Raw genomic sequence first — 19,762 nt, forward strand, 5'->3', positions numbered from 1 at the left:
ATCAGCGACCGTCCGCCAGCTCGGCGAGGATCGGGGCCGCGGTGGTCGCGGCGTGGATGCCGACGACGCTCGCGATCTCGAACATCTCCAGGATCTCCGCGACCGTCGCGCCGTGACCCAGCGCGTTGCGCAGGTGCAGCTTGAGACCCGGCACGTACAGGTGGGTCGCCGAGGCGTCGAAGGCGCAGTAGACGAGCTCCTTGACCTTCGGCTCGAGCGTGCCGGTGTGCCACGGCACGGACGAGAACGCGACGTAGGCCTCGAACAGGTCCGGGTCCAGCTCGAGGATCTCGTCCCAGAACGAGTGCCAGTACCCGCGGGTCGCCGTGAACTCGGCCTTGAGCCGCTCCTGGCGCTCGTCGAGGGGGGCCGGCCCCTCGCGCAGCCCCTCCTCGACGAGCACCTCGACCAGCAGCGGGACCCCGATGTTGGCCGCGTGGATGCCCAGCGTGCTCGTGAGCTCGAGGACCTCCATGATCTCCCCTGGCGTCGCCCCGGCGTCGAGCGCGGCGGCGACGTGCTGGCGCACGCCCGGCGTGTAGAGGTGGGTCGCGGCAGCGTCGACCGCGATGGAGAGCAGCTCGCGCACCTTCGGGCTCAGGGCTCCGGGCGAGCGGCGCCACGGCACGGCGGAGAAGTCGAGATAGGCGCGCACGAACGCGGGGTCGAGCTCGAGCATGTGCTGCCAGGACTCGCCCCACGTCCCGCGCACGCGCACGAACTCGTCCTTGATCGCCTGCTGCTCGTCGGTGAGCGTCATGACGGCCCCTTCTCCCGCAGCCAGCGGGCGATCTCCGTGTGGTCGGCGCCCGGTCCCAGCGCGGCGAGGGCCTCGTCCCACAGCGCGACGGTCGCCGCGGCGTGCCGGGTGGGGACGCTCGTGCTCCCGGCGAGGTCGAGGGCGATGTGGATGTCCTTGACCATGAGCCCGATACCGAAGCCGGCGCCGTAGGTGCCGGGCAGGATGTGGTTGGGCCACTTGTTCTCGGTCGAGCCGCTGCGTCCCGACGAGCCGTTGACGACCTCGAGCATCACCGCCGGGTCGAGCCCGAACTCCTCGCCGACGAGCACGGCCTCGGAGCTCGCGACGAGGTGCGCGGCCGACATGAGGTTGTTCAACGCCTTGAGCGCGTGCCCCGCGCCGACCGGCCCGACGTGGCGCGGGCGCCCGATCGCGGCGAGCACCGGCTCGAGGTCGGCGACGACGTCGTCCGGCCCGCCGACCATCACCGCGAGCGTCCCCGCCCGGGCGCCGGAGACGCCGCCCGAGACCGGCGCGTCGACCAGCACGCGGCCGTTCTCGGCCAGCTGGGCGGCGAGGGCGCGGGTCCGCAGCGGCTCCGACGAGCTCATGTCGACGATCACGCGCGCGGCGTCGAGCTCGGCCACCACGGACTCGACGACGTCCGAGTTCGGCAGGCACAGCAGCACCGCGTCGGCGCCGGCGGCGGTGTCGGCCGCGTCGTCGACGACCACCGCGCCGGGCACCGCGGCGGCGAACGCCCCCCGCGCGTCCGCCGCCGCGTCGTAGGCCCGGACGGTCACGCCGGCGTCGACGAGACGCGACGCCATCGGCGTGCCCATGTGCCCGAGACCGACGAACCCGACGGTGCCGATCACGAGGCCCCCTCCTCGTCCAGCACCTTCTCCGCGACCCGGAACGCCTCCAGGCCCGCCGGCGCCCCGCAGTACACGGCGGCCTGGAGCAGGGCCTCCTGGATCTCCTCGGTCGTGCACCCGTTGGTCACCGCGCCGCGGACGTGCACCGCCAGCTCGTGGGAGCGGCCCAGCGCGGTGAGCATGACGAGGTTGAGCAGGCTCCGCGTGCGCCGGTCGAGGCCGGGCCGGTCCCAGACCTCGCCCCAGCAGGCCCGCGTGACCCACTCCTGGATCGGGCGGGAGAAGTCGCTGACGTTCGCCATCGAGCGCTCGACGTGCGCCTCGCCGACGACCTCCTTGCGCACGGCGAGGCCACGCTCGAACCGCGGATCGCTCCCGTTGGTGCCGCTCACGACGCGACCTGCCCGTACTCGTCGGCGGACACCTCGTCGAGCCACGTCGTCGTGCCCAGCGACGTCGCGAGATGCGTCATGATCGAGCCGGGCCCGGCCCCGTGCCAGTGCCGCTCCCCCGGCGGCACCCAGACGACGTCGCCGACGGTCAGCGGCTGCGGCGTCTCCCCATGGGTGCAGACCCACCCGGTGCCCGCGGTCACGACGAGGATCTGCCCGCCCTCGTGGTGGTGCCAGAACGTGCGCGCGCCCGGCGTGAACGTCACCGAGTTGATCGTGGTGCCGTCGGTGGTCGGCAGCACCGGGTCGCCCCAGACGGTGCCGGTGAACGTGGCGCCGCGCGCCTCGGTGACCGCGCCCTCGGCGCGCCCGTGGACGATCTTCACGAGACCTCCTGGCTGGTGGGCTGCTGGATCCGGACCCCGCCGGCGAGGTCGCCGAGGGCGTCCACGACGCGGTTGGAGATGACGTCGCCGTAGCCGAGGTGCGCGGCCAGGCCGAACGACGCCAGCGGGCCGGCCGCGTTGAGCGACGGCACGCCGAGCCGCCCGAGCAGCTCGGTGTAGAGCGTGACGTCCTTGGTCATCAGGCGGCTGGTGAGACCGCCCTCGAGGTAGTCGCCCTCGACGATGCGCGGGAAGCGGTTGCTCGACGCGAACGACTGCCCGCTGCCGCCGTTGACCGCCGCGAGCAGCGTCCGCAGGTCCAGCCCGGCCCGCTGCCCGGCCACCATGACCTCGGCGGTCGCGGCGAGCGTGACCGCGTTGAGGAAGTTGTTGAGCAGCTTCGCCGTGTGCCCCGCGCCGACCGGACCGAGGTGGTGCACGGTCGCGGCGATCGGCGCCAGGACGGGACGGATCGCGTCGACGGCCGCCGCGTCCCCGCCCGCCATGATGGTCAACGTGCCCTTCTCCGCGGCCGCGGCGCCGCCGGAGATGCCGGCGTCGAGGTAGGTGACCTCGTGGGCGGCGGCCTCGGCGGCCAGCGCGACCGTGGACTCGGGCGAGGCGGTGGACAGGTCGACGATCGTCGTCCCGGCGCGCGCGGCACCCAGCAGGTCGCGGACCACGGGCTCGACGACCGTCGAGTCCGGCAGCGAGAGCAGGACGGTCGGGCAGCGGCGCGCGACCTCGGCCGGATACGCCGCGGGCGCCGCGCCGGCCTCCTCGGCCCGGCCCGCGACCGGGTCGTGGCCGACGACCTCGATCCCCGCGTCGACCAGCCGGCGGGTCATGCGCCCGCCCATGTTGCCCAGACCGATCATGCCGACCGGTGTCATCGGATCTCCTCCCGGACGTCGAGGCGGATGACGAGGTCATCGATGCCGGTGCCCTCCGCGCGGCCGGGGAAGCGGCGGCCGACGTCGGCGTCGTGCCCGGCGACGAGCGCGCGGCCCGGGCGTTCCGTGAGCTCGCGCAGCGTGTCGAAACCCGCGTACATGGCCTCGAGGTCGGCGACCACGAAGAACGGGCGGTCCCGGGTGAGCTCGTCGTAGAAGTGCAGCGCGTCGGCGGCGAGCACAACCTCCCCGCCCTCGACGGCGACCCGGCCGATGAGCTGGCCCGGGGTGTGTCCGCCGACCTCGACGAGCGCGAACCCGTCGCCCACCTCGCAGCGCCCGCTGAACGTCGTCACCCGCCCCTCGTCGCGGGCCTTCACGAGCGCGGCGATCTCGGCGGCCTCGGTGGAGTGCGCGAACTGGACGCGCCCGGCGTGCGGTCCGGTCCAGAACGCGAGCTCGCGGGCCGTCAGGACGATCTCGGCGGCCGGGAAGTGCGCGAGGTTGCCGATGTGGTCGTAGTGCGCGTGGCTGACCACCAGCCGGTCGACCGTCGCGGGCTCGACGCCGAGCGCGCGCAGGGCGTCCACCGGGTCGACGAGCGTCTCGCGCCCGCGGCGCGCGCCCACCTCGGGATCGAAGCCGCAGTCGACGACCGTCGTACGTCCCCCGCCGCGGACGACCCAGAAGAAGTAGTCCATGCGGAAGGACTCGTCGGGCTCACCGTAGACGTGCCAGTTGAGGTACGCCTCGCCCCGGGTGGTGACGCGGGTGCCGTAGCGGACGGCGAGCACCTCGTTCATCGGAGTCCCTCCAGCACGGGGAGCAGGTACTCGAGCAGTCCCTCGGGGTCCTCGGACATCGGGAAGTGGCCCCGGCCGGGCATGACGACCAGCTCGCCGCCGAGCCGGTCGGCCGCGTTGCGGCTCATCTCGGTGGTGGCCGAGTAGTCGTACTCGCCGCTGAAGACGTAGAGCGGGCACGTCGCGCGGCCGAGCCCGGCGGCGATCGGGGGGAAGTCGATCGAGTAGAAGGCCGTGTCGCCCTGGTAGATGCCGGGGCCGTTGCTGGCGTAGCCCCACAGCGTCTGCGCGCGCGGGCCGTCAGGGCTGGCCGGTGCGATCAGCCCGCCGACCCAGCTGGCCAGGAAGCCGGAGTGGTCGACGTCGGCGCGGTGGGTCCACTCGACGAATCGGCCCGGGCTACCGAGCCCGCCCTCCAGCGCGCAGACCCCGGCGAAGCGGTCGCCGTGCTCGGCGGCGAGGTAGAGCGCGATCGCCCCGCCCATCGAGCAGCCGAGCAGCACCGGCCGGTCGAGCTCCAGCGCGTCGGCGACGGCGAGCACCGTCGACGCGTAGGTCGCGGTGTCGAGGCGGTAGGTGCGCTGCTGCCAGTCGTCGGGCGGGTCGGAGCGCCCGTGCCAGGGCATGTCGAAGGCGACGACCCGGTGGTGGTCGGTGACGCGGGGGTCCTCGAGCAGCCCGCGGAACTGGCGCGAGTCGGCCCCGGCGGTGTGCAGGCAGAGCAGCGGCGGGCCGTCGCCCGCCGTCTCGACGAAGATGCGTCGCCCGTCGTCGAGGTGCAGGTAGCGCCCCACGCTCGGTCCGAAGCCCGGCCGTGGTGGGGCCGGGTCGGGGCGGGGCTTGCGCTCGCCGGGACGCAGGGCCTCGAGGAACCGGTCGATCGCCGGCGCCGCCCGTGCCCACACCTCGCGGCGGCCGGTGACGCGCTCCGCGCCGCGGGTCGCGACGAGCGCCTGCGCCGACGTCGCGCCGCGCGGCGGCGGGTCGGCGCAGAACTCCGCCCATTCCTGCTCGGACACCGCGAACCCGACGTCCCAGGTCGCGTTGATCCCCGGCGCCCCCTCGTGCTGGAGCGAGCCGTCGACGACACGGACGAGGTGGCGCCGCGATCCGATCTCCAGCAGCAGGCTCCAGTCGGGGCCGGGCGGGAGGCCGCGGAGCAGGTCGTCGGTGAGCCTCGCGGTGACCTGCTGCTCGTCCGGACCCATCCCGCGCCTCCTCGTCGTCGGCTGGTCGTCGTTGACACCGGCTGCGGCCCGACCCTACGTTGCCGATTGTCTGACAGCCAGACATGAGGAGTGGTCTCGATGACGAGCCCCGAGCAGGCCGGGTCGGTGACCACGGCCGCGGCGACGGAGAGCCCGGAGCGCGCGGCGAAGCGGAGGTCGGCGACGCGCGGCGCGTTCTTCGCCGAGTTCGTCGACATGTTCGACATCTACCTGCCGACCGTGATCCTCACGCCGGCGCTGCTCTACTTCCAGCCGCCGGGCAAGCTCGACCCCGGCACGGCCGCGATCTTCACGTCGCTCGTGTTCGCGACGACGCTGGTGGGCCGGCCGATCGGCGCCGCGGTGTTCGGCGCGCTCGCCGACCGGGTCGGCCGACGCCGCAGCACGATCATCTCGGTCACCGGGTTCGGTGTGATCACGCTGCTCATCGCGCTGATCCCGGGCTACGCGACGCTCGGCATCGCGTCGTACTGGATCCTGATCCTGCTGCGGTTCCTCGACGGGATCTGCCTCGGCGGCGGCTACACCGGCGCGCTCCCGCTGGCGATGGAGTACTCGCGCAAGAGCGGACGCGGGCTGCTCGGCGGGATCATCCTCTCGGCGTTCCCGCTGGCCTACGTCGTGATCACGCTGCTCGGGCTGGCGTCGTTCGCCCTCTTCCCGCTCAGCGGCGCGGACTCCCCGTACGCGGTGTGGGGCTGGCGCGTCCCGTTCGTGCTCGGCGCGCTGCTCGCCTTCGTGCTGGCGATCTACTACGTGCGCAGCGTGTCCGAGTCGGAGATTTGGGAGGCGGCCGCCGCCGCGAAGTCCGAGGGCACCTCGCAGGGCGGCGCCGGACGCCCACTGCTCGCAGTGCTGCGCAGCTCCACGTTCCTGCAGGTCTTCGCGATGATGACGGGCTTCTGGCTGACCCAGAACCTCGTGACGCTGTTCCTCCCGACCACCGTGCTGCGCAACCTCGTCGGGCTCTCGAACAACCAGCTCACGCTCGCCCTGCTCGTCGCGTACGTCTGCCTCGTCGGCAGCTACATCGGCGCCGGCGTGATAGGTCAGCGCATCGGGCGGCGGCGCTTCTTCATGATCGGGGGCGCGGCCATCGCGACGGTCGGCGTCGCGCTCATGGCGGTGCTCGTCAACGGCAAGGGCCTGCCGTTCGGGCTGATCGTGCTGGTCGTGGCGGTGTTCTCGGTGGTCGTGACCGCGCCGTGGGGCGTCGTGCTGCCCTACATCACCGAGCGGTTCCGCACGGACGTCCGGGCCTCGGGCTTCGGGCTCGGCTTCAGCGTGTCGGTCGTGATCCCGTCGTTCTACGCGTTCTTCCTCGAGGGCCTCGGCGGGGTCATGCCCTACGCCGCGGCGGTCCTCGTCCTGCTGGCGTTCGGCGGAGTCCTGGGCGCCGTCGGCGCGGCGGCGGGGCCGGAGACGAAGGATGTGGACTTCGAGGACACGGTGCCGACGCGCTGACCGTCAGCCGTCCGCCGTGCGCTGCTCCTGCGCCAGGAAGTGGGCGGCGTCGGCGGTCGCGGGGTAGAGCGCGCGGTAGTGCGCGTGGAAGGCGTCGTAGCGGGCGGTCTTCTCGGCGTCGGGCGTCACGGTGGCGACGATCGGGTTCCACGTGCGGGGGTCGGCGTCGAGCCCGATCGCCTGCGCCGCCAGCAGCGCGTCGCCGAGCGCGGCGCCCGTGGTGTCGGCGGGGACCTGCTGTTCGTGGCCGGTCACGTCGCTGACGATCTGCGTCCACAGCCCGCCCCGCGTGCCGCCGCCGACGGCGACCAGCCGGGGCTCCGGGCCGCCGGCGTCGCGGAACGCCTCGAGGTTGTGCCGCACGCCGTGGGCGATGCCCTCGAGCGCGGCGCGGTAGAGGTCGGCGCGCCCGTGGCTCGTGGTCAGGCCGAGGACGAGCCCACGGGCGTCGGGGTCGAAGATCGGCGTGCGCTCCCCGGCAAAGTAGGGCAGCAGGAGCAGGCCGCGGGCGCCGGGCGGGACGTCCGCGGCCTCGTCGACGAGGGTCGCGTAGTCGGCGCCGACGAGGTCGCGCAGCCAGCCGGTGATCGCCCCCGACGTCGCCATCCCGGCGGCCGTGCTGAACGAGCCGGGCGCGACGCCGCGGGTGGCCCACAGCGCCGGGTGCCGCACGGCCGCGTCCGTGACCTGCACCAGGAACATCGTCGTGCCGTACATGACCATCGTGTCGCCCGTGTCCCGGACGCCGACGCTCGCGGCCTCGGCCCACGCGTCGACGGTCCCGGCGACGACGGGCGTGCCCTCGCGCAGGCCCGTCGTCCGGGCGGCCGCCGCGGTCACCGTGCCGGCGACCTCGCCCGGCCAGAGCAGCCGCGGCAGCGCGAGCCCGGGCGCGACGAGCTCGGACCAGTCGGGCGCCCAGTCGGCGGCCTCTAGGTCGTACATCGGGTCGCACTGGCTCGCCGAGTGGTGGTCGAGGACGTACTCGCCGGTCAGGCGGTGCACGAGGAACGAGCTCGCCATGAGGAACAGCCGCGTGGCGGCCCAGACCTCGGGTTCGTGGCGCTGCAGCCATCGCCACTTGGGACCGACCGCCTGGCTCGACAACGGTGTCCCGCCGCGCGCGACGATCGCGTCCGCACCGAGCTCGTCGGTCAGCTCCGCGATCTCGCGCGTCGCCCGGGTGTCGACGCCGTAGAGGATCGCCGGACGCAGCGGCCGGCCCTCGGCGTCAGCGGGCAGCAGCACCGGCCCGATCCCGCTGACACCGACCGCGTCGGGCGTGCCGTGGGCGAGGAGCTCGGCGGTGATCGCGCCGACGTCCGCCCACCAGACGCCCTCGGCGTCGTGCTCCACCCACCCCGGGTGCGGGAACGACGTCGCGTGCTCGCGCTCGGCGCGCGCCACCACCCGTCCCTCGTCGTCGACGAGCACACCCTTCGACGACGACGTCCCGATGTCGATCCCGAGCACGAGCGCCACGACTGCCGACGATAGGTGCGCTGCGACGATGTGACAGCCTCACCCGAACTGCGCAGAGATCGGGGGCTGCAGATGAGCGGGACGGACGAACGGCAGTACTGGGTGTGGGTGGCGACGCCCGATCGGTACGGCACCGGGGACGGCGGCGAGCACCCCGACCTCGACCCGGCCTCCGGTGGCACCTCGTGGAGCTGTCACCGCGACACCCGCGCCGGCGACCTCGCCGTGCTGTACCGCTCGCGCGAGGCCAAGGACATCGCCTACCGCCTCCGGGCCGTCGGCGACGCCTACGAGCTGCCCGAGGACGAGCGCCCCGGCCCTGGTCAGACCCATGCCTGCACGGTCGAGGTGCTCGAGCGCTTCGACCGCCCCATCCCTCTCGCGGACCTCAAGGCCGACCCGGTCGTGGCGGAGTGGCCGGCGCTCAAGTCGTCCTTCTCCCGCGGCGCGGCCGCCGTGCCGCCCGAGGTCTGGACGCGCCTGATGGAGCTGGCCGAGGTGTCCGAGGTCGTCGGTGGCGAGCTGGCGGCGATCGCGGCGCAGGAGCTGGCCGCCGAGGACCTCGCCGCCGAGCTCGCGGTGGCCGATGTCGCCGCCGAGATCGCGGCCGACGAGCCCGCGCTCCCGCCGTGGGGCAGCAGGCCCGACCTGGCGGCCACGGCGCGTCGCCCGACCCCGCAGACGATGGCGATCGGTCTGGGTGCGGTCGGGGTAGTGGTCGTGGCCGGAGCGGTCGTATGGGGTGTCCGCCGGCGGCAGTGACGGCGGAGTCGACCCGTCGAATCTCGTGGAGATGCTTCGAAATCCGAAGCATCCCGCTCGGCTTCGCGACCTCCCCTCAGCTCGCGGCGATCCACTCCAGCCAGGTGCCGTGCCCGTCGACCCAGGCCAGGGGGCGGTGGCCGTCGCGGACCAGCAGCGACGGCGTCGGGCCGGACGGCGGGGCCGGGAGGTCGGTCGGGGGCGGAGCGGGGAGGTCGGCGAGGACGGTCGTCGACTCGTTGCCCAGCCACACCGCACCGAGTTGCGTCACGACCTCCGCGAACGCCGCGCGACGCTCCGCCGGCACGTAGGCCAGCACCGCCGAGTGGACGACCACCAGCGTCGCGTCCGACGGTGCCTCGGCGGCCAGGGCGGGGAGGTCGTCGACGAGGTCGCCCCGCACGATGCGCGGCGGGTCGGCGCGGGCGACCGCGGCGGCCGCGTCGAGGCGCTCGGCGCGACCCTCCTCGCCGGGCCAGATCAAGCAGTGCAGCCAGCGCAGGTCGTCCGGGTCGGCGACGTCGAGCGGGTTGAGGTCGATCCCGGCCCGCCACACGACCGTCGGCGGCACCCTCGGCAGCGGCGCAGGACCCCGGACGTCACAGGTCAGCACCGGCTCGCCGGGCAGGACGACATCGGTGGGCGGGAAGCGGTACCCGTAGCGGTCGGGGTAGAGGCACAGGCCAGCACTCGCCCCGACCTCGAGGAGCGCCAACGGCCCGTCGATCTGCGCCAACGCCGGCAGGAGAGTGGCGCAGCGGGCGGGCTCGTTCGTCTGCGTCCGGCGGGCGAGCATCGTCGCCGCGACCTCGTCCCGCCGGTCCAGCACCACGTCACGGAACGCCGGGTAGTCGGGCTGGACGCCCGCGAGGAACCGGACCGTCGCCAGCAGCAGGTTCGGCTGGCGCTTGCCGGGCGGGAGCTCCTCGAGGAACGCCACCAGCGACGGGTCGCCGGCGACGCCCAGCGTCAGCGCCTCGTAGAGCAGACTGCGTCCCCGGGCCTCGCGCAGGCCGAACCGCCGGTAGTTCTCGGCGACCCCGCGATGGAGCTCGTGCCCGATCACGGTGCGCTCCGCGCTCGTGAGCAGTTCGGAGTGCTGGAGCACTCCGAAGTGCTCACATGCCCGGAGGGCACCTCACCAGGCCAGCGGCAAGCGGTGCAGCCCGTAGATCAGGGTGCGGTGGCGGAACTCGGGCTCGCCGGCGAGGTGCAGGTCCGGGAACCGGTTGAGCAGGGCCGGGAACGCCACCCGCATCTCGATGCGGGCCAGCGGGGCGCCGAGGCAGTGGTGGATGCCGTGGCCGAAGGCGAGGTGCGGGGCCGGGGCGCGGGTGATGTCGAGGCGGTCGCCGTCGTCGACGGCCTCGGGGTCGCGGTTCGCCGCGGCGAGCGAGGAGATCACCAGCTCGCCGGCCGCCACCGGGTGCCCGCCGATCGTCGTGTCCTCGACGACCGCGCGCGGGAAGCCGCCGTGCACGACCGTCAGCCAGCGCAGCAGCTCCTCGACCGCCCCGTCGACCGCGGACGGGTCGTCGCGGACGCGGGCGAGCTGGTCGGGGTGCTCGAGCAGCGCGAGCGTGCCCAGCGACAGCATGTTCGACGTCGTCTCGTGGCCCGCGACGAGCAGCAGGTTGCCGATGCCGATGAGCTCGTCGTCGGTGATGTCGTCGGAGTGCTCGCGGATGAGCATGCCGAGCAGGTCCTCGCCGGGGTCGGCGCGGTGGCGGTCGACCAGCGAGGTCATGTACGCGCGGGACTCGTCGGCCAGCCGCATCCGCTCCGGCGCGGAGATCGTGCTGTCGAGGGAGAGGGCGCTGCGCTCGGTGAAGTCGTCGCGGTCGTCGTAGGGCACGCCGAGGAGCTCGCAGATCACCATCGACGGCACCGGGAGCGCGAAGTCGGTGACGAGCTCGGCGCGCCCGGCCTGCTCCATCGCGTCGAGGTGCTCGGTGACGATCTCCTCGACGCGCGGCGCCAGCCGCTTCATCCGCTTGACGGTGAACTCGCCGGTGAGCATGCGGCGCAGCCGGGTGTGGTCGGGCGGGTCCTGGCCGAGCAGGTTGCCGGCCTGGCGGCGGCGGAACTCGGCGTTGTCCCGGCCGGCCGCGATGAGCGCCGGTGGGGCCCCGACCCCGTCCAGGCGGAAGCGCGACGGGTCGCCGTGCAGCTCGCGGACGTCGGCGTAGCGGCTGAACATCGTCGCCTCGTGCCCGAACGGTGTCGCCACCCGCGCGGTCTCCCCGGATGCGCGCAGCGCCTCGACCTCGGGCAGCAGCGTGAACCCGTCGCGCTGCGCGGCCACCTCGCCGGTCCACGCCTGGCTCTCGTGCGTCACCTGGTCGGTCATCGCGATCCTCCCGTCGACGGCGATGGGCCTCGCCCTCCGATGGTGCTCCGGTCACTGAGGATTCGCTCATCCGCCGACCGGAACATCCTGTTCGGCTCTCCGCGATCGGCGGCTCAGGAGAGCGCCCGAGCGTGCTGCGGCAAGTCGGCCCAGGGATCGGTCTTGCGGGCGAGCCGGCGCGGGATCGACCGGACGTCGTGCTGGTCGGGGCCGACGCGGCCGAGCTCGTCCCAGTCGAGGGGCGTCGCCGTGGGGCCGCCGGGACGGGCGCGCGGCGAGTAGGGCATGACCGCGGTCTGGCCGTAGGCGTTGCGGCCGATGTCGAGGAAGGTCCGGCCGCCGCGGGCGTCCTTGCGCACCGCCGTCGTCAGCTCGTCGGGGTGGTCGGCGGCGACGGCCTCGGCGATCTCCTCAGCCGCGGCGCGGACCTGGTCGTGGCTCGCGGACCCGTCGAGCGGGGCCACGACGTGGTACCCGCGGCTGCCCGTGCTCTGCAGGAACGCGACCAGCCCCCGCCCCTCGACCGCCGCTCGCACGGCGCGGGCGACGTCGCGGATGCCGGCGAGGTCGGCGGTCTCGCCGGGGTCGATGTCGACGATGAGCCGGTCGGGCCGCTCGAGCGATCCGGCGACGGCGTTCCAGCCGTGCAGCGTGACGGTCCCGTACTGGACGAGCCGGAGGAGATCGGCGGTCTCCTCGACCTCGGGGTGGTGGACGACGTCGTCGGCGCCCTTCTTCGCGTCGCGCCGCGGCGTGTCCACGGTGTGCAGGCCCTTCGGCGCCCGCTGCCCGGCGTCCTGCTGCACGAACCCGCCGGCGTCGAGGCCGTCGGGGAAGCGCTGCAGCGTGAGGGGTCGATCGCGCAGGTGCGGCAGGACCGTCGCCGCGACGGCCTCCCAGTACCGCGCGAGGTCGGCCTTCGTGACGTCCTCGCCGCCCTCGCGGGCGGGCAGCAGCACCTTGTCCGGGTGGGTCACCTTCACCCCGGCGACGGTCAGGTCGGCCATGCCCCCAGCATTGGCCTCGACCGCGGCGGGGACAAACCCTCGCGCCCTGTTCGAGCAATGCGGCTTTGCTGGCGTGAGACGCCAGGATCGCCACACGCTCGCCGGCGTGACACGCCGAGGTCAGCGCCTCAGGCCCACCACGAGCTCCGCGAGCACCCGAGGACGCACGTCGGTGGTCGCCAACTGGTCGAGGCGGTGCCAGCCCGCGGCGAGGTGCGGCTCCTGGCTCACGGGATCGGCGGCGTCGACGCGGACGGCGAAAACGTGGTTGACCTCGCGGTGCTCGACGCCGTCGTGCACCCAAACGTTCGGCACCTCGCCGAGGACCTCGTCGACCGTGGCCCCGACGTCGAGCTCCTCCCGCAGCTCGCGCACCGCCGCGTCGTGCGGGCTCGCCCCGGCCTCGACGTGTCCGCCGGGGAAGAACCAGTAGCCCGCGGCGATCTCCTGCACGAGCAGGACGTGGTCCCCGCGACGGACGACGGCGCGGGCGATGGCCTCGATGGCGGTCATTCACTCGTCCTGCTGGCTACCTCGTCGGCCAACCCCGCCGCGAAGCCGCCGATGTCCGCCAAGAGCGAGGACGGCTCCTGATCCAAGTCGATCGCACGGCAGGCAAGGACAACGCCCGCACGGCGAACGACGTGCTCGCGCGTCGGTCCGAGCCCTCGGGCGTAGAGGAGGTAGCCGCGGTCGAGTCCGAGGGCCGTGCAGTAGGCGAGCATCTGATAGAGGTCGCCATCAGGCACACCGCGCACGGTCTCGACCTTGTACTTCGCGTCGAGGACGGCCAGCGTCTCGCCGCGGCGGCGCCAGACCATGTCGGGTCTCAGGTTCACGCAGCGGGCGACATCGAGGTGATCGCGAGTGCTCTGGAGATCAAGCGAGCCCCCCTCAGGGGCGAGTGCCTCGCGAAGGGCGACGCCCATGAAGTCCTCGAAGACCCGCCAGGGCTCGACGAGGAACCCGGTGATGGCGGTCCCGCCTCGAGTGTGCTCGACCGACGCCCCGTCGAGGACGAGCTCAGCGAGACGCAGCGCGGGCACATAGCGCGCGTTCAAGCGAGTCGGGTTCCAGGACGGTCGGCCCTCTCGACGGCTCAGGATGGTGGCGCCCTCGAGTCGCGATACGAGACGGCGCAAGCGCACGACAAGAGGGCGGGGGACCCGAGGCACGCCGGCCAGAACTTGCGCCGCGGTGCGTAGCAGTCGGTTCTCGGCGATGTCGTCGACGAACTCGTCGTAGCGCACCTCGAGTGGCAACGGCAGACCGTGTCGCTGGGCGAGCTGGTCTGCAGTGCGCAGCCGGCCACGAAGCACCGTCAGCGAGTCCTGCCGCTCCACGTATCCGTGCAGCACTCCGCGGCGCAGCGCCCGCTCGGTCTGGTGGACGAAACCGTGCGCGAGGGCCGGGAGGAGCTCATCGACGGTGCCCAGGTCGACCGACGGGTCGCGCCAGACACGCGGGTCGCGCGCGTAGCCGAGCAGGAACAGGAGTCGGCGAACGGGGACCTTGGGCTCGACGCGGACCTGGACACCATCAACGGCGACCACCCCGACTCGGCGGGCGGCCACCAACCATCGCCCAGGACGCCGGGTGGGCGTTGCGGAGATTGCGCCGCTCTCGACCAAACCCGCGATGACCGCGTCGGGCAGCGCGACTTCCTGGACTGGCCCGTTCTCGACGAGATCGAGAACCGTCACCCCGTGGTGCCTCGCAACGCCTCGAGCCCGTAGCGCTCCCGCACGTCGACACCGTCGCCGTAGTGATGCTCCTCGAGCAACGGCAGGATCGACGTTCGCCACACCCGTTCCAGTGCCGCCGGATCGCGGTGAACCGCCGGCCGCATGAAGTAGGACGGGCCGATCTCGAGATCGGGGTCGTCGATCAGCTCGTTGAGCCGCTCATGCAGGTCGGCGACGCCCTCTGGTAGGCCGCGCTGGGTGACCCAGCGCCGTAGCAGGCCGTCCGTCGGCTCCTCAGACGGACGCAGCGGCACGAAGGCGAAGCGACGACGCATAGCGGCGTCGACCAGGGCGATGGACCGGTCGGCCGTGTTCATCGTGCCGATGAGGAAGACGTTGGGCGGCAGGGTGAACGACTGGCCTTCGGCTCCGCCGTACAGCAAGTCAATGGCCTCACCGCGATACTCGAGCAGAAAGTACAGCTCGCCGAAAATCTTCGCGAGGTTCCCGCGATTGATCTCGTCGATGATCAGGACGTGGGGCTCGGCTGGATTCTCCCGTGCCTGATCGACGAGTCGCCGAAAAGGGCCTGCGGTCAGGGTGAAGCCGACGACGCCCTCGCGTGGCTCGCTCGGGCGGTAGCCCTCGAAGAAGTCCTCGTAGCTGTACGCCGGATGGAACTGGACAAGGGTCGTCCGAGCCCGTCCAGCGAGGTGATGGGCAAGCTCGCGGCCAAGGTAGGTCTTTCCGGTGCCCGGTGGGCCGTAGAAAATCAACTGGCGTTGTTCATCGAGAAGATCGATGCACTCCTGCAGCCAGGCGCGCGGCACCAGTAGTTGGTCAGCAAGCTCGTCGGATGCTGGATCCAGGACAACAGCGGTGCCCTCGCCGGCGCCCTCGTCACCGCCGACGAGCAGGGACTCGATGGCGTCGAGATATTCGGAGATGTCAAGGAGTCCGCGAGCGCCGAGTCGAGCTGCGAGCGCAGGCGGGAGGGCAGTGAGCGGCACCGCGTGTCGCCACTGCGCCTCGCGCCGCAGGCGTGTCCGATCCCCCCGTTCCGTCACGATGGTTGCCGGCCCGCTGACCTCACCGAGGTGTACGACGTCGCCGACGAGGGCGGCCACGAGGTCGGAGGGACGGACGCGATGGAGGAACGCCTCGACCTCGTCGACCTTCTCTGACCGCGCGGATACCGACACGGCAGTGTGGCCCGCTTCGAGCGCAATTCGGATGCTCTCGCGGTCGGCCTCGGCGTCGAGCCCCTCGAGGTGCGTCGCGGGCCGGCTGACCCAGCCCTCCGCAACCCATCGCTCGACGACCTCGTCGCCTTCGCCGGACCGTACGAACCACGCGCGTCGGACCGGCTCCGGCTTGCCCGGGGCCTCCGTCGGCTTCCACTGCTCTCGGTACGGCGGGCGATAGAAGTCGATCCGCTCCCCCGCGCGGGCGCTCAGACTCTCGCGGATGGCGACAAGATCGCGGTCAAGGTCACCGGTCGAGCCGCCGATCTCATCGACGAACGCGTTCCGGATCCATCGCTTGTGATCGGCGCTGACGATCGGTTCGAAGGTCTCTGGGAACAAGAGGTAGACCAGCGCGGCCCGCTGCGACTGGGCCCTTAGGCCGGGCAGCTCACTCACGGCGTCGCGGAAACCGTAGGGGTCCTCGAGCAGGGCCGCGCGGCGAGCCGCATCCTGACCCTTCCACCACGCAACGAATTGAACGAGCAGCGCGAGCTGGGCCCATCGAGACGTCTTGAACGCCACACCGCCGGCGAAGGCGCCTGCGTCCATCGCGTCAAGGAGTTCCGAAGGAATGTCGACAGGACGTCCCATCATCGCAAGGACGCGTTCGACGTTCGCCTTTTTCGTGGTGGCCCGGAAGTCGGCGAGCGGCAGCATGTTCAGGTACAGGAGCTCGGCCATGAGTTGGACCGCGCCATCGCTGACCGAAGCGAGCTGGTCCTTGAGTTTGTCGAAGAAGCTGCGGCCGCCGGCGTCTAGGTCGCCGACATAGTGGTGCATCAGTTCCTCGGCGTGCTCCGCCGTCCAGACGGAGCTACCCGGCGCGAAGGCTGAGTCGTCGGAGCGGAGTCCTCGGTCGACGAAGACCTGCGCTGCGGAGAGCAGCGTCGCGAGCTTTTCGGGGTCGTCGGTCGCCAAGGCGGTCAGCGCCCGCGGACCTGGACCGGCGCCGTCTGCGCAGCATTGGCCGAGACGTCGGAGCTGTCCGCTGCGAGGTCGGGAACGTCCGCCGCGTCGACCGGTTCCTTGACGCGCGGTTCCGGCTCCTTCGCCATCGCCCCGCCGAGGTCGACGAGCCACGAGCCCACGGTCCGACGAACGTCGACCGCCGCCGCCCCCGCGCGCATTCCCAGCTCGGAGAAGGCGTCGCCGATCGTCGGGGTCGGGTCCGGTACCCAGGAGTCGATCTGCTGCTGGCGTGTGCTCGCGAAGTCCTCCACATGAGCCCGGAGCTTCTTCACGGTCTCCGGCAGCCCGCTGCGGGTGAAGACGCGGAAACCGTCGAGGGGCCCGAGCTTGCCGAGCCGCACCAGGGCATCACGGAGGTCGACGATGAGCCGCTGATCTGAAGCCGCGTTCTCCTCCAGTAGAGACTTGGCCGCCATCGCCTCGCCGACCAGCGCGTCCGGCTCAGTCCGACGAACCTGATCGAGCTTGAGCGACCGCCACAGCAGGCGGCACTGCTCAGCGAGGACGAGCAGGCGCAGGTTGCGGCTGAAGAACTCGTCGGCCAGCAGGCGTTCCGCCTGCTCGAGCCGGGTCGCCGCGTCCTCGTGGAGAGGGAGATCCTGAATACGCCGATGCAGCAGCACCCGGAGCCGGTCGGCGGCCTGCTGCGCCGTGACCTCGTGCGGGGCGATCGCATCCCATCCCGCCTGCGAGATCGAACCTGCGTCGTCCACCTGCCTACGAGTGTTGGCCAGCACGCGGTAGAGCCCGGCGAGATCTCCGATGTCGGCGGCCTCGGCCATCCGCTTGAGATCGCTGACGTCGGCGGCGATCGCCTCGACGGCCTCGAGGGTCTCCTCGATCGCAAGCCTCAGCGCAGACATCATCAGAGTGGTCTGCATGCTGGCCAGCTGGATGCCATTGACCGGACGCAGGCGCAGGTTGTGCACGAAGCGGCCGTTCACGTCCCGCAGGGCTGGGAGGAACGCTCCCGAGCCATCGGGCACCCCCTGTCGCAACAGCTGCGACCACTTGACCGGGTCCACCTGGACGAAGGTGCCGCCCGCGTGCCGCAACCCGATCACCGACGAGAGCACCGCCAGCGCATCGGCCGCCGGACGCAGGTCGGTCAGGCGGAGCCGGCGGCGCGGCTCGAGCTCCTCGACGAATCGGTCGACCGCTGCGTCGTCGCCGGTGATGAGGAAGCGTCCATCCTCGGCCCAGGCCACGACTTGGCCCTCCGAGACGGCCATCGGCACGGTCGCGTCGTCCCTCATGTGATCCCCCTCGTCACCGGCGTGCCGATCGACGGTAACGAATGAGTGACGGCGTCTCGGAACCGCCACCGCGACCTCGTTGGCCCTACCTAGCGTCCGCAGCCATGACCGAGCGCGGACGGGCGTGGCTGATGGGCCTGGGACTCGTGCTGGTGATGCCGCTCGTGGCCCTGGCGCTCTCGTTCGCGTCGCCGGCGCTCGGCGAGACCGTGAGCTGGACCAGCGCGTTCGGGCTGATCGCCGCCGTGCTGATGGCGGCGGCCGTCGTCCTCGCCTCCCGGGTGCGCGGGCTGACCCGGCTGCTCGGTGTCGAGCTCGGGACGCGGACCCACCGCCGCCTCGGCGCCGCCGCGGCCGGCTTCGTGCTGGCGCACGTCGTGGCCGCGACCCTGCACTCGCCCCGGGGCCTGGGGCTGCTGAACATCGTCGCCGTGGGCCCGCCGATCAAGGCGGGCATCGCCGCGCTGGGCGTCATCCTCGTCGCGGCCGTCGTGCTCCCGCGCAAGGCCGTCCGTCGCTACGGGCTCGTGGCGCGGGTGCACGCGGTGTTCGGGGCGCTCGTGGCCGTGCTCGTCGCCGCCCACGTGGCGCTGTTCGGCCACCTCGCCGAGAACCCGCTGATCGGTGTGCTGCTGGCGATCCTCGGCGCCGTCGTGCTCGCCCTGCTGGCCCGGCGCTGGCTCGTCGCGCCGCTGCTCGGACGCGGGGCCTACCTCGTCAGCGCCGTGCGGCCGGAGTCGTCGAGCACCTCGACCGTCGTGCTGAGCCCGCGCGGGCGCGCGCTCGACCCGCCGCCGGAGCCCGGCCAGTTCGTCTGGCTGCGCCTGCGCCGCGTCCCGCTCATCGAGGAGCACCCGTTCACCATCGCCGCGTCGACGCGCTCGGGGCTGCTCGAGCTGACCGTCCGCGACCAGGGCCCGTTCAGCGGCGGTCTGCACGACCTCCCGCTCGGCCGACCGGTGTGGCTGGACGGTCCGCACGGCGCGTTCGTGCCCACCGAGGTCGCGGTCCGCGGCGACGGCGGCCTCGTGCTGATCGCGGGCGGGGTGGGCGTCACGCCGATCATGAGCATCCTGCGCGCCCACGCCGCGGCCGCCGACCCGAGGGCGCACGCCCTCCTGCTCGCCGAGACCGAGGGCGAGGCGCTCTTCTCGTCCGAGATCCGCGCGCTGTCCCACCGCCTCGACCTCGCCGTGCTGCGCACCGGCGGGCAGCGCCTCGACCCGGCGATGCTCAGCGCCGTCATGCCGGGAGGCGTGCCGGCGAGTCACCAGTACTTCGTCTGCGGGCCCCCGCCGCTCGTCGGCGCGGCGCTGCAGGGGCTCGTGGGCCTCGGCGTGCCGGCCCGCGCCATCACGACCGAACGCTTCGGGTGAGGGTGCCGCTCGACGGCTCCGAGCCGGCGACGACGATGGTGGCGTGCGGCGTGTCCTGCTGGGCCTGGCCCTCGTGGTGCTGGGGGCTTGCTCGGCACCGGCCGCGCCACCCCCGTCGGACCCCGCCGCCCTGCGCGTCATGACCTGGAACGTCGAGACGCACGCCCACGACCCGTCCGACTGGGCCGACGTGATCGCCGAGCAGCACCCCGACGTCCTCGCCCTCCAGGAGATCTGCGCCGGCGAGGCCGACGAGCTCGCCGCGATCCTGCGGCGCGACCACGGCCTGGCCTACCGGTCGGTGCCCGGCCCCATCCGACCGCCGACGGCCGACGAGGCCCGCGCGCCGGTCAACGAGGCGCTCGGCCCGGCGTGCGGCACCGGCCCGGACGACGTCGCCTTCGGGCTCGCCGTGCTCTCCCGGCTCCCCGTGAGCGACCCGAGGATCACGACCTACCCGCCGGACCGCCGCGACGAGCAGCGCGGGTTCATGAGCCTGCGGGTGACCACGAGCGCGGGCGCGACGGTCGCGGTCTACAACACCCACCTCGGCCTGAACGGCGTCGGCGTCGACCAGGTCCGTCGCTTGGCGGACGCGGCGACCGCCCGACCTGCGGTGGTCCTCGGCGACCTCAACATCGGCCCCACCGATCCCGAGCTCGCGCCCCTGCGCGCGGGGTTCACCGAGGTCGACCCCGGCGCCGAGCACACCACCACCGCCGAGGGGAAGATCGATTACGTCTTCCTGCGCGGCCTGACCCCCGTTGACCCGCCCGACGCCCCGGACACCACGGCCTCAGACCACCGGCCTCTCGTCGCCGATCTCCGCCCGAGCGGGTAG

Annotated in this window: 19 protein-coding genes; 4 read left to right on the forward strand and 15 right to left on the reverse strand. The window is 72.8% G+C overall.

What is annotated here, in order from left to right; all coding sequences use genetic code 11:
• Window position 1: 1 nt before the first annotated feature.
• Genes ACR9E3_RS03900 through ACR9E3_RS03930 form a run of 7 tightly spaced genes read right to left on the reverse strand, consistent with a single transcriptional unit; the run spans window position 2 to window position 5,302 of the window.
• A complete protein-coding gene (locus tag ACR9E3_RS03900; RefSeq protein ID WP_460378698.1) occupies window positions 2–760 on the reverse strand; it encodes a carboxymuconolactone decarboxylase family protein in 759 nt (252 codons plus the stop codon).
• Window positions 757–1,620 carry an NAD(P)-dependent oxidoreductase gene (locus ACR9E3_RS03905; protein WP_460378700.1) on the reverse strand — a complete coding sequence of 288 codons (864 nt, stop codon included), beginning with the start codon at window positions 1,618–1,620 and terminating at the stop codon, window positions 757–759. The genes ACR9E3_RS03900 and ACR9E3_RS03905 overlap by 4 nt, the downstream gene beginning before the upstream one ends.
• The gene (locus tag ACR9E3_RS03910; protein WP_460378702.1) at window positions 1,617–2,012 is read right to left on the reverse strand and encodes a carboxymuconolactone decarboxylase family protein; all 396 of its coding nucleotides are present in this window, start codon (window positions 2,010–2,012) and stop codon (window positions 1,617–1,619) included. Before ACR9E3_RS03910 ends, ACR9E3_RS03905 begins: the two co-directional genes overlap by 4 nt.
• Window positions 2,009–2,398 carry a cupin domain-containing protein gene (locus ACR9E3_RS03915; protein WP_460378704.1) on the reverse strand — a complete coding sequence of 130 codons (390 nt, stop codon included), beginning with the start codon at window positions 2,396–2,398 and terminating at the stop codon, window positions 2,009–2,011. Before ACR9E3_RS03915 ends, ACR9E3_RS03910 begins: the two co-directional genes overlap by 4 nt.
• Window positions 2,395–3,291, reverse strand: a complete 897-nt coding sequence (locus ACR9E3_RS03920; protein WP_460378706.1) for an NAD(P)-dependent oxidoreductase — start codon at window positions 3,289–3,291, stop codon at window positions 2,395–2,397. The genes ACR9E3_RS03915 and ACR9E3_RS03920 overlap by 4 nt, the downstream gene beginning before the upstream one ends.
• A complete protein-coding gene (locus tag ACR9E3_RS03925) occupies window positions 3,288–4,094 on the reverse strand; it encodes an N-acyl homoserine lactonase family protein (protein WP_460378708.1) in 807 nt (268 codons plus the stop codon). The genes ACR9E3_RS03920 and ACR9E3_RS03925 overlap by 4 nt, the downstream gene beginning before the upstream one ends.
• Window positions 4,091–5,302: an alpha/beta fold hydrolase gene (locus ACR9E3_RS03930; RefSeq protein ID WP_460378710.1), complete on the reverse strand. Its 1,212-nt coding sequence runs from the start codon at window positions 5,300–5,302 to the stop codon at window positions 4,091–4,093. The genes ACR9E3_RS03925 and ACR9E3_RS03930 overlap by 4 nt, the downstream gene beginning before the upstream one ends.
• A 99-nt stretch (window positions 5,303–5,401) precedes the next feature.
• Between ACR9E3_RS03930 and ACR9E3_RS03935 the strand changes: the two genes are divergently transcribed.
• Entirely contained in the window at window positions 5,402–6,787 is a 1,386-nt protein-coding gene (locus ACR9E3_RS03935) for an MFS transporter (RefSeq protein WP_460378711.1), read from the forward strand.
• A gap of 3 nt (window positions 6,788–6,790) precedes the next feature.
• Here the strand turns inward: ACR9E3_RS03935 and ACR9E3_RS03940 are convergent, their stop codons facing one another.
• Window positions 6,791–8,269, reverse strand: coding sequence for an FGGY-family carbohydrate kinase (locus tag ACR9E3_RS03940; RefSeq protein WP_460378713.1), 1,479 nt, complete (start codon window positions 8,267–8,269; stop codon window positions 6,791–6,793).
• Window positions 8,270–8,341: 72 nt separating this feature from the next.
• Between ACR9E3_RS03940 and ACR9E3_RS03945 the strand changes: the two genes are divergently transcribed.
• Window positions 8,342–9,031 (forward strand): EVE domain-containing protein, encoded by a 690-nt coding sequence (locus ACR9E3_RS03945; RefSeq protein ID WP_460378715.1) that lies wholly within the window; start codon window positions 8,342–8,344, stop codon window positions 9,029–9,031.
• Window positions 9,032–9,107: 76 nt separating this feature from the next.
• On the opposite strand, the gene ACR9E3_RS03950 is transcribed toward ACR9E3_RS03945, so the two are convergent.
• The 7 genes from ACR9E3_RS03950 to ACR9E3_RS03980 form a co-directional block, all read right to left on the reverse strand.
• Window positions 9,108–10,139, reverse strand: a complete 1,032-nt coding sequence (locus tag ACR9E3_RS03950) for a DUF2332 domain-containing protein (RefSeq protein ID WP_460378717.1) — start codon at window positions 10,137–10,139, stop codon at window positions 9,108–9,110.
• A 30-nt stretch (window positions 10,140–10,169) separates the two neighbouring features.
• Window positions 10,170–11,381, reverse strand: coding sequence for a cytochrome P450 (locus ACR9E3_RS03955; protein ID WP_460378718.1), 1,212 nt, complete (start codon window positions 11,379–11,381; stop codon window positions 10,170–10,172).
• Between the two features lie 113 nt (window positions 11,382–11,494).
• Complete coding sequence (gene ligD / locus ACR9E3_RS03960) at window positions 11,495–12,388, reverse strand: non-homologous end-joining DNA ligase (RefSeq protein WP_460378720.1); 894 nt, start codon at window positions 12,386–12,388, stop codon at window positions 11,495–11,497.
• Between the two features lie 120 nt (window positions 12,389–12,508).
• The gene (locus tag ACR9E3_RS03965) at window positions 12,509–12,901 is read right to left on the reverse strand and encodes an NUDIX domain-containing protein (RefSeq protein WP_460378722.1); all 393 of its coding nucleotides are present in this window, start codon (window positions 12,899–12,901) and stop codon (window positions 12,509–12,511) included.
• A complete protein-coding gene (locus ACR9E3_RS03970; protein WP_460378724.1) occupies window positions 12,898–14,091 on the reverse strand; it encodes an McrC family protein in 1,194 nt (397 codons plus the stop codon). The genes ACR9E3_RS03965 and ACR9E3_RS03970 overlap by 4 nt, the downstream gene beginning before the upstream one ends.
• Entirely contained in the window at window positions 14,088–16,238 is a 2,151-nt protein-coding gene (locus ACR9E3_RS03975; RefSeq protein ID WP_460378725.1) for an McrB family protein, read from the reverse strand. The genes ACR9E3_RS03970 and ACR9E3_RS03975 overlap by 4 nt, the downstream gene beginning before the upstream one ends.
• A 5-nt stretch (window positions 16,239–16,243) precedes the next feature.
• Window positions 16,244–17,545 (reverse strand): hypothetical protein, encoded by a 1,302-nt coding sequence (locus ACR9E3_RS03980; RefSeq protein ID WP_460378727.1) that lies wholly within the window; start codon window positions 17,543–17,545, stop codon window positions 16,244–16,246.
• Between the two features lie 104 nt (window positions 17,546–17,649).
• On the opposite strand from ACR9E3_RS03980, the gene ACR9E3_RS03985 reads away from it, so the two are divergent.
• Both ACR9E3_RS03985 and ACR9E3_RS03990 read left to right on the forward strand, forming a co-directional pair.
• Window positions 17,650–18,921 (forward strand): ferric reductase-like transmembrane domain-containing protein, encoded by a 1,272-nt coding sequence (locus tag ACR9E3_RS03985; RefSeq protein WP_460378728.1) that lies wholly within the window; start codon window positions 17,650–17,652, stop codon window positions 18,919–18,921.
• Window positions 18,922–18,964: 43 nt separating this feature from the next.
• The gene (locus tag ACR9E3_RS03990; RefSeq protein ID WP_460378730.1) at window positions 18,965–19,762 is read left to right on the forward strand and encodes an endonuclease/exonuclease/phosphatase family protein; all 798 of its coding nucleotides are present in this window, start codon (window positions 18,965–18,967) and stop codon (window positions 19,760–19,762) included.

The organism is Actinomycetospora sp. C-140, from assembly GCF_054796175.1.

Coding starts and splice junctions, on each gene's coding strand:
- ACR9E3_RS03900 (WP_460378698.1), bottom strand. CDS start 760: ATGACGCTCACCGACGAGCAGCAGGCGATCAAGGACGAGTTCGTGCGC.
- ACR9E3_RS03920 (WP_460378706.1), bottom strand. CDS start 3,291: ATGACACCGGTCGGCATGATCGGTCTGGGCAACATGGGCGGGCGCATG.
- ACR9E3_RS03925 (WP_460378708.1), bottom strand. CDS start 4,094: ATGAACGAGGTGCTCGCCGTCCGCTACGGCACCCGCGTCACCACCCGG.
- ACR9E3_RS03930 (WP_460378710.1), bottom strand. CDS start 5,302: ATGGGTCCGGACGAGCAGCAGGTCACCGCGAGGCTCACCGACGACCTG.
- ACR9E3_RS03935 (WP_460378711.1), top strand. CDS start 5,402: ATGACGAGCCCCGAGCAGGCCGGGTCGGTGACCACGGCCGCGGCGACG.
- ACR9E3_RS03945 (WP_460378715.1), top strand. CDS start 8,342: ATGAGCGGGACGGACGAACGGCAGTACTGGGTGTGGGTGGCGACGCCC.
- ACR9E3_RS03955 (WP_460378718.1), bottom strand. CDS start 11,381: ATGACCGACCAGGTGACGCACGAGAGCCAGGCGTGGACCGGCGAGGTG.
- ligD (WP_460378720.1), bottom strand. CDS start 12,388: ATGGCCGACCTGACCGTCGCCGGGGTGAAGGTGACCCACCCGGACAAG.
- ACR9E3_RS03965 (WP_460378722.1), bottom strand. CDS start 12,901: ATGACCGCCATCGAGGCCATCGCCCGCGCCGTCGTCCGTCGCGGGGAC.
- ACR9E3_RS03980 (WP_460378727.1), bottom strand. CDS start 17,545: ATGAGGGACGACGCGACCGTGCCGATGGCCGTCTCGGAGGGCCAAGTC.
- ACR9E3_RS03985 (WP_460378728.1), top strand. CDS start 17,650: ATGACCGAGCGCGGACGGGCGTGGCTGATGGGCCTGGGACTCGTGCTG.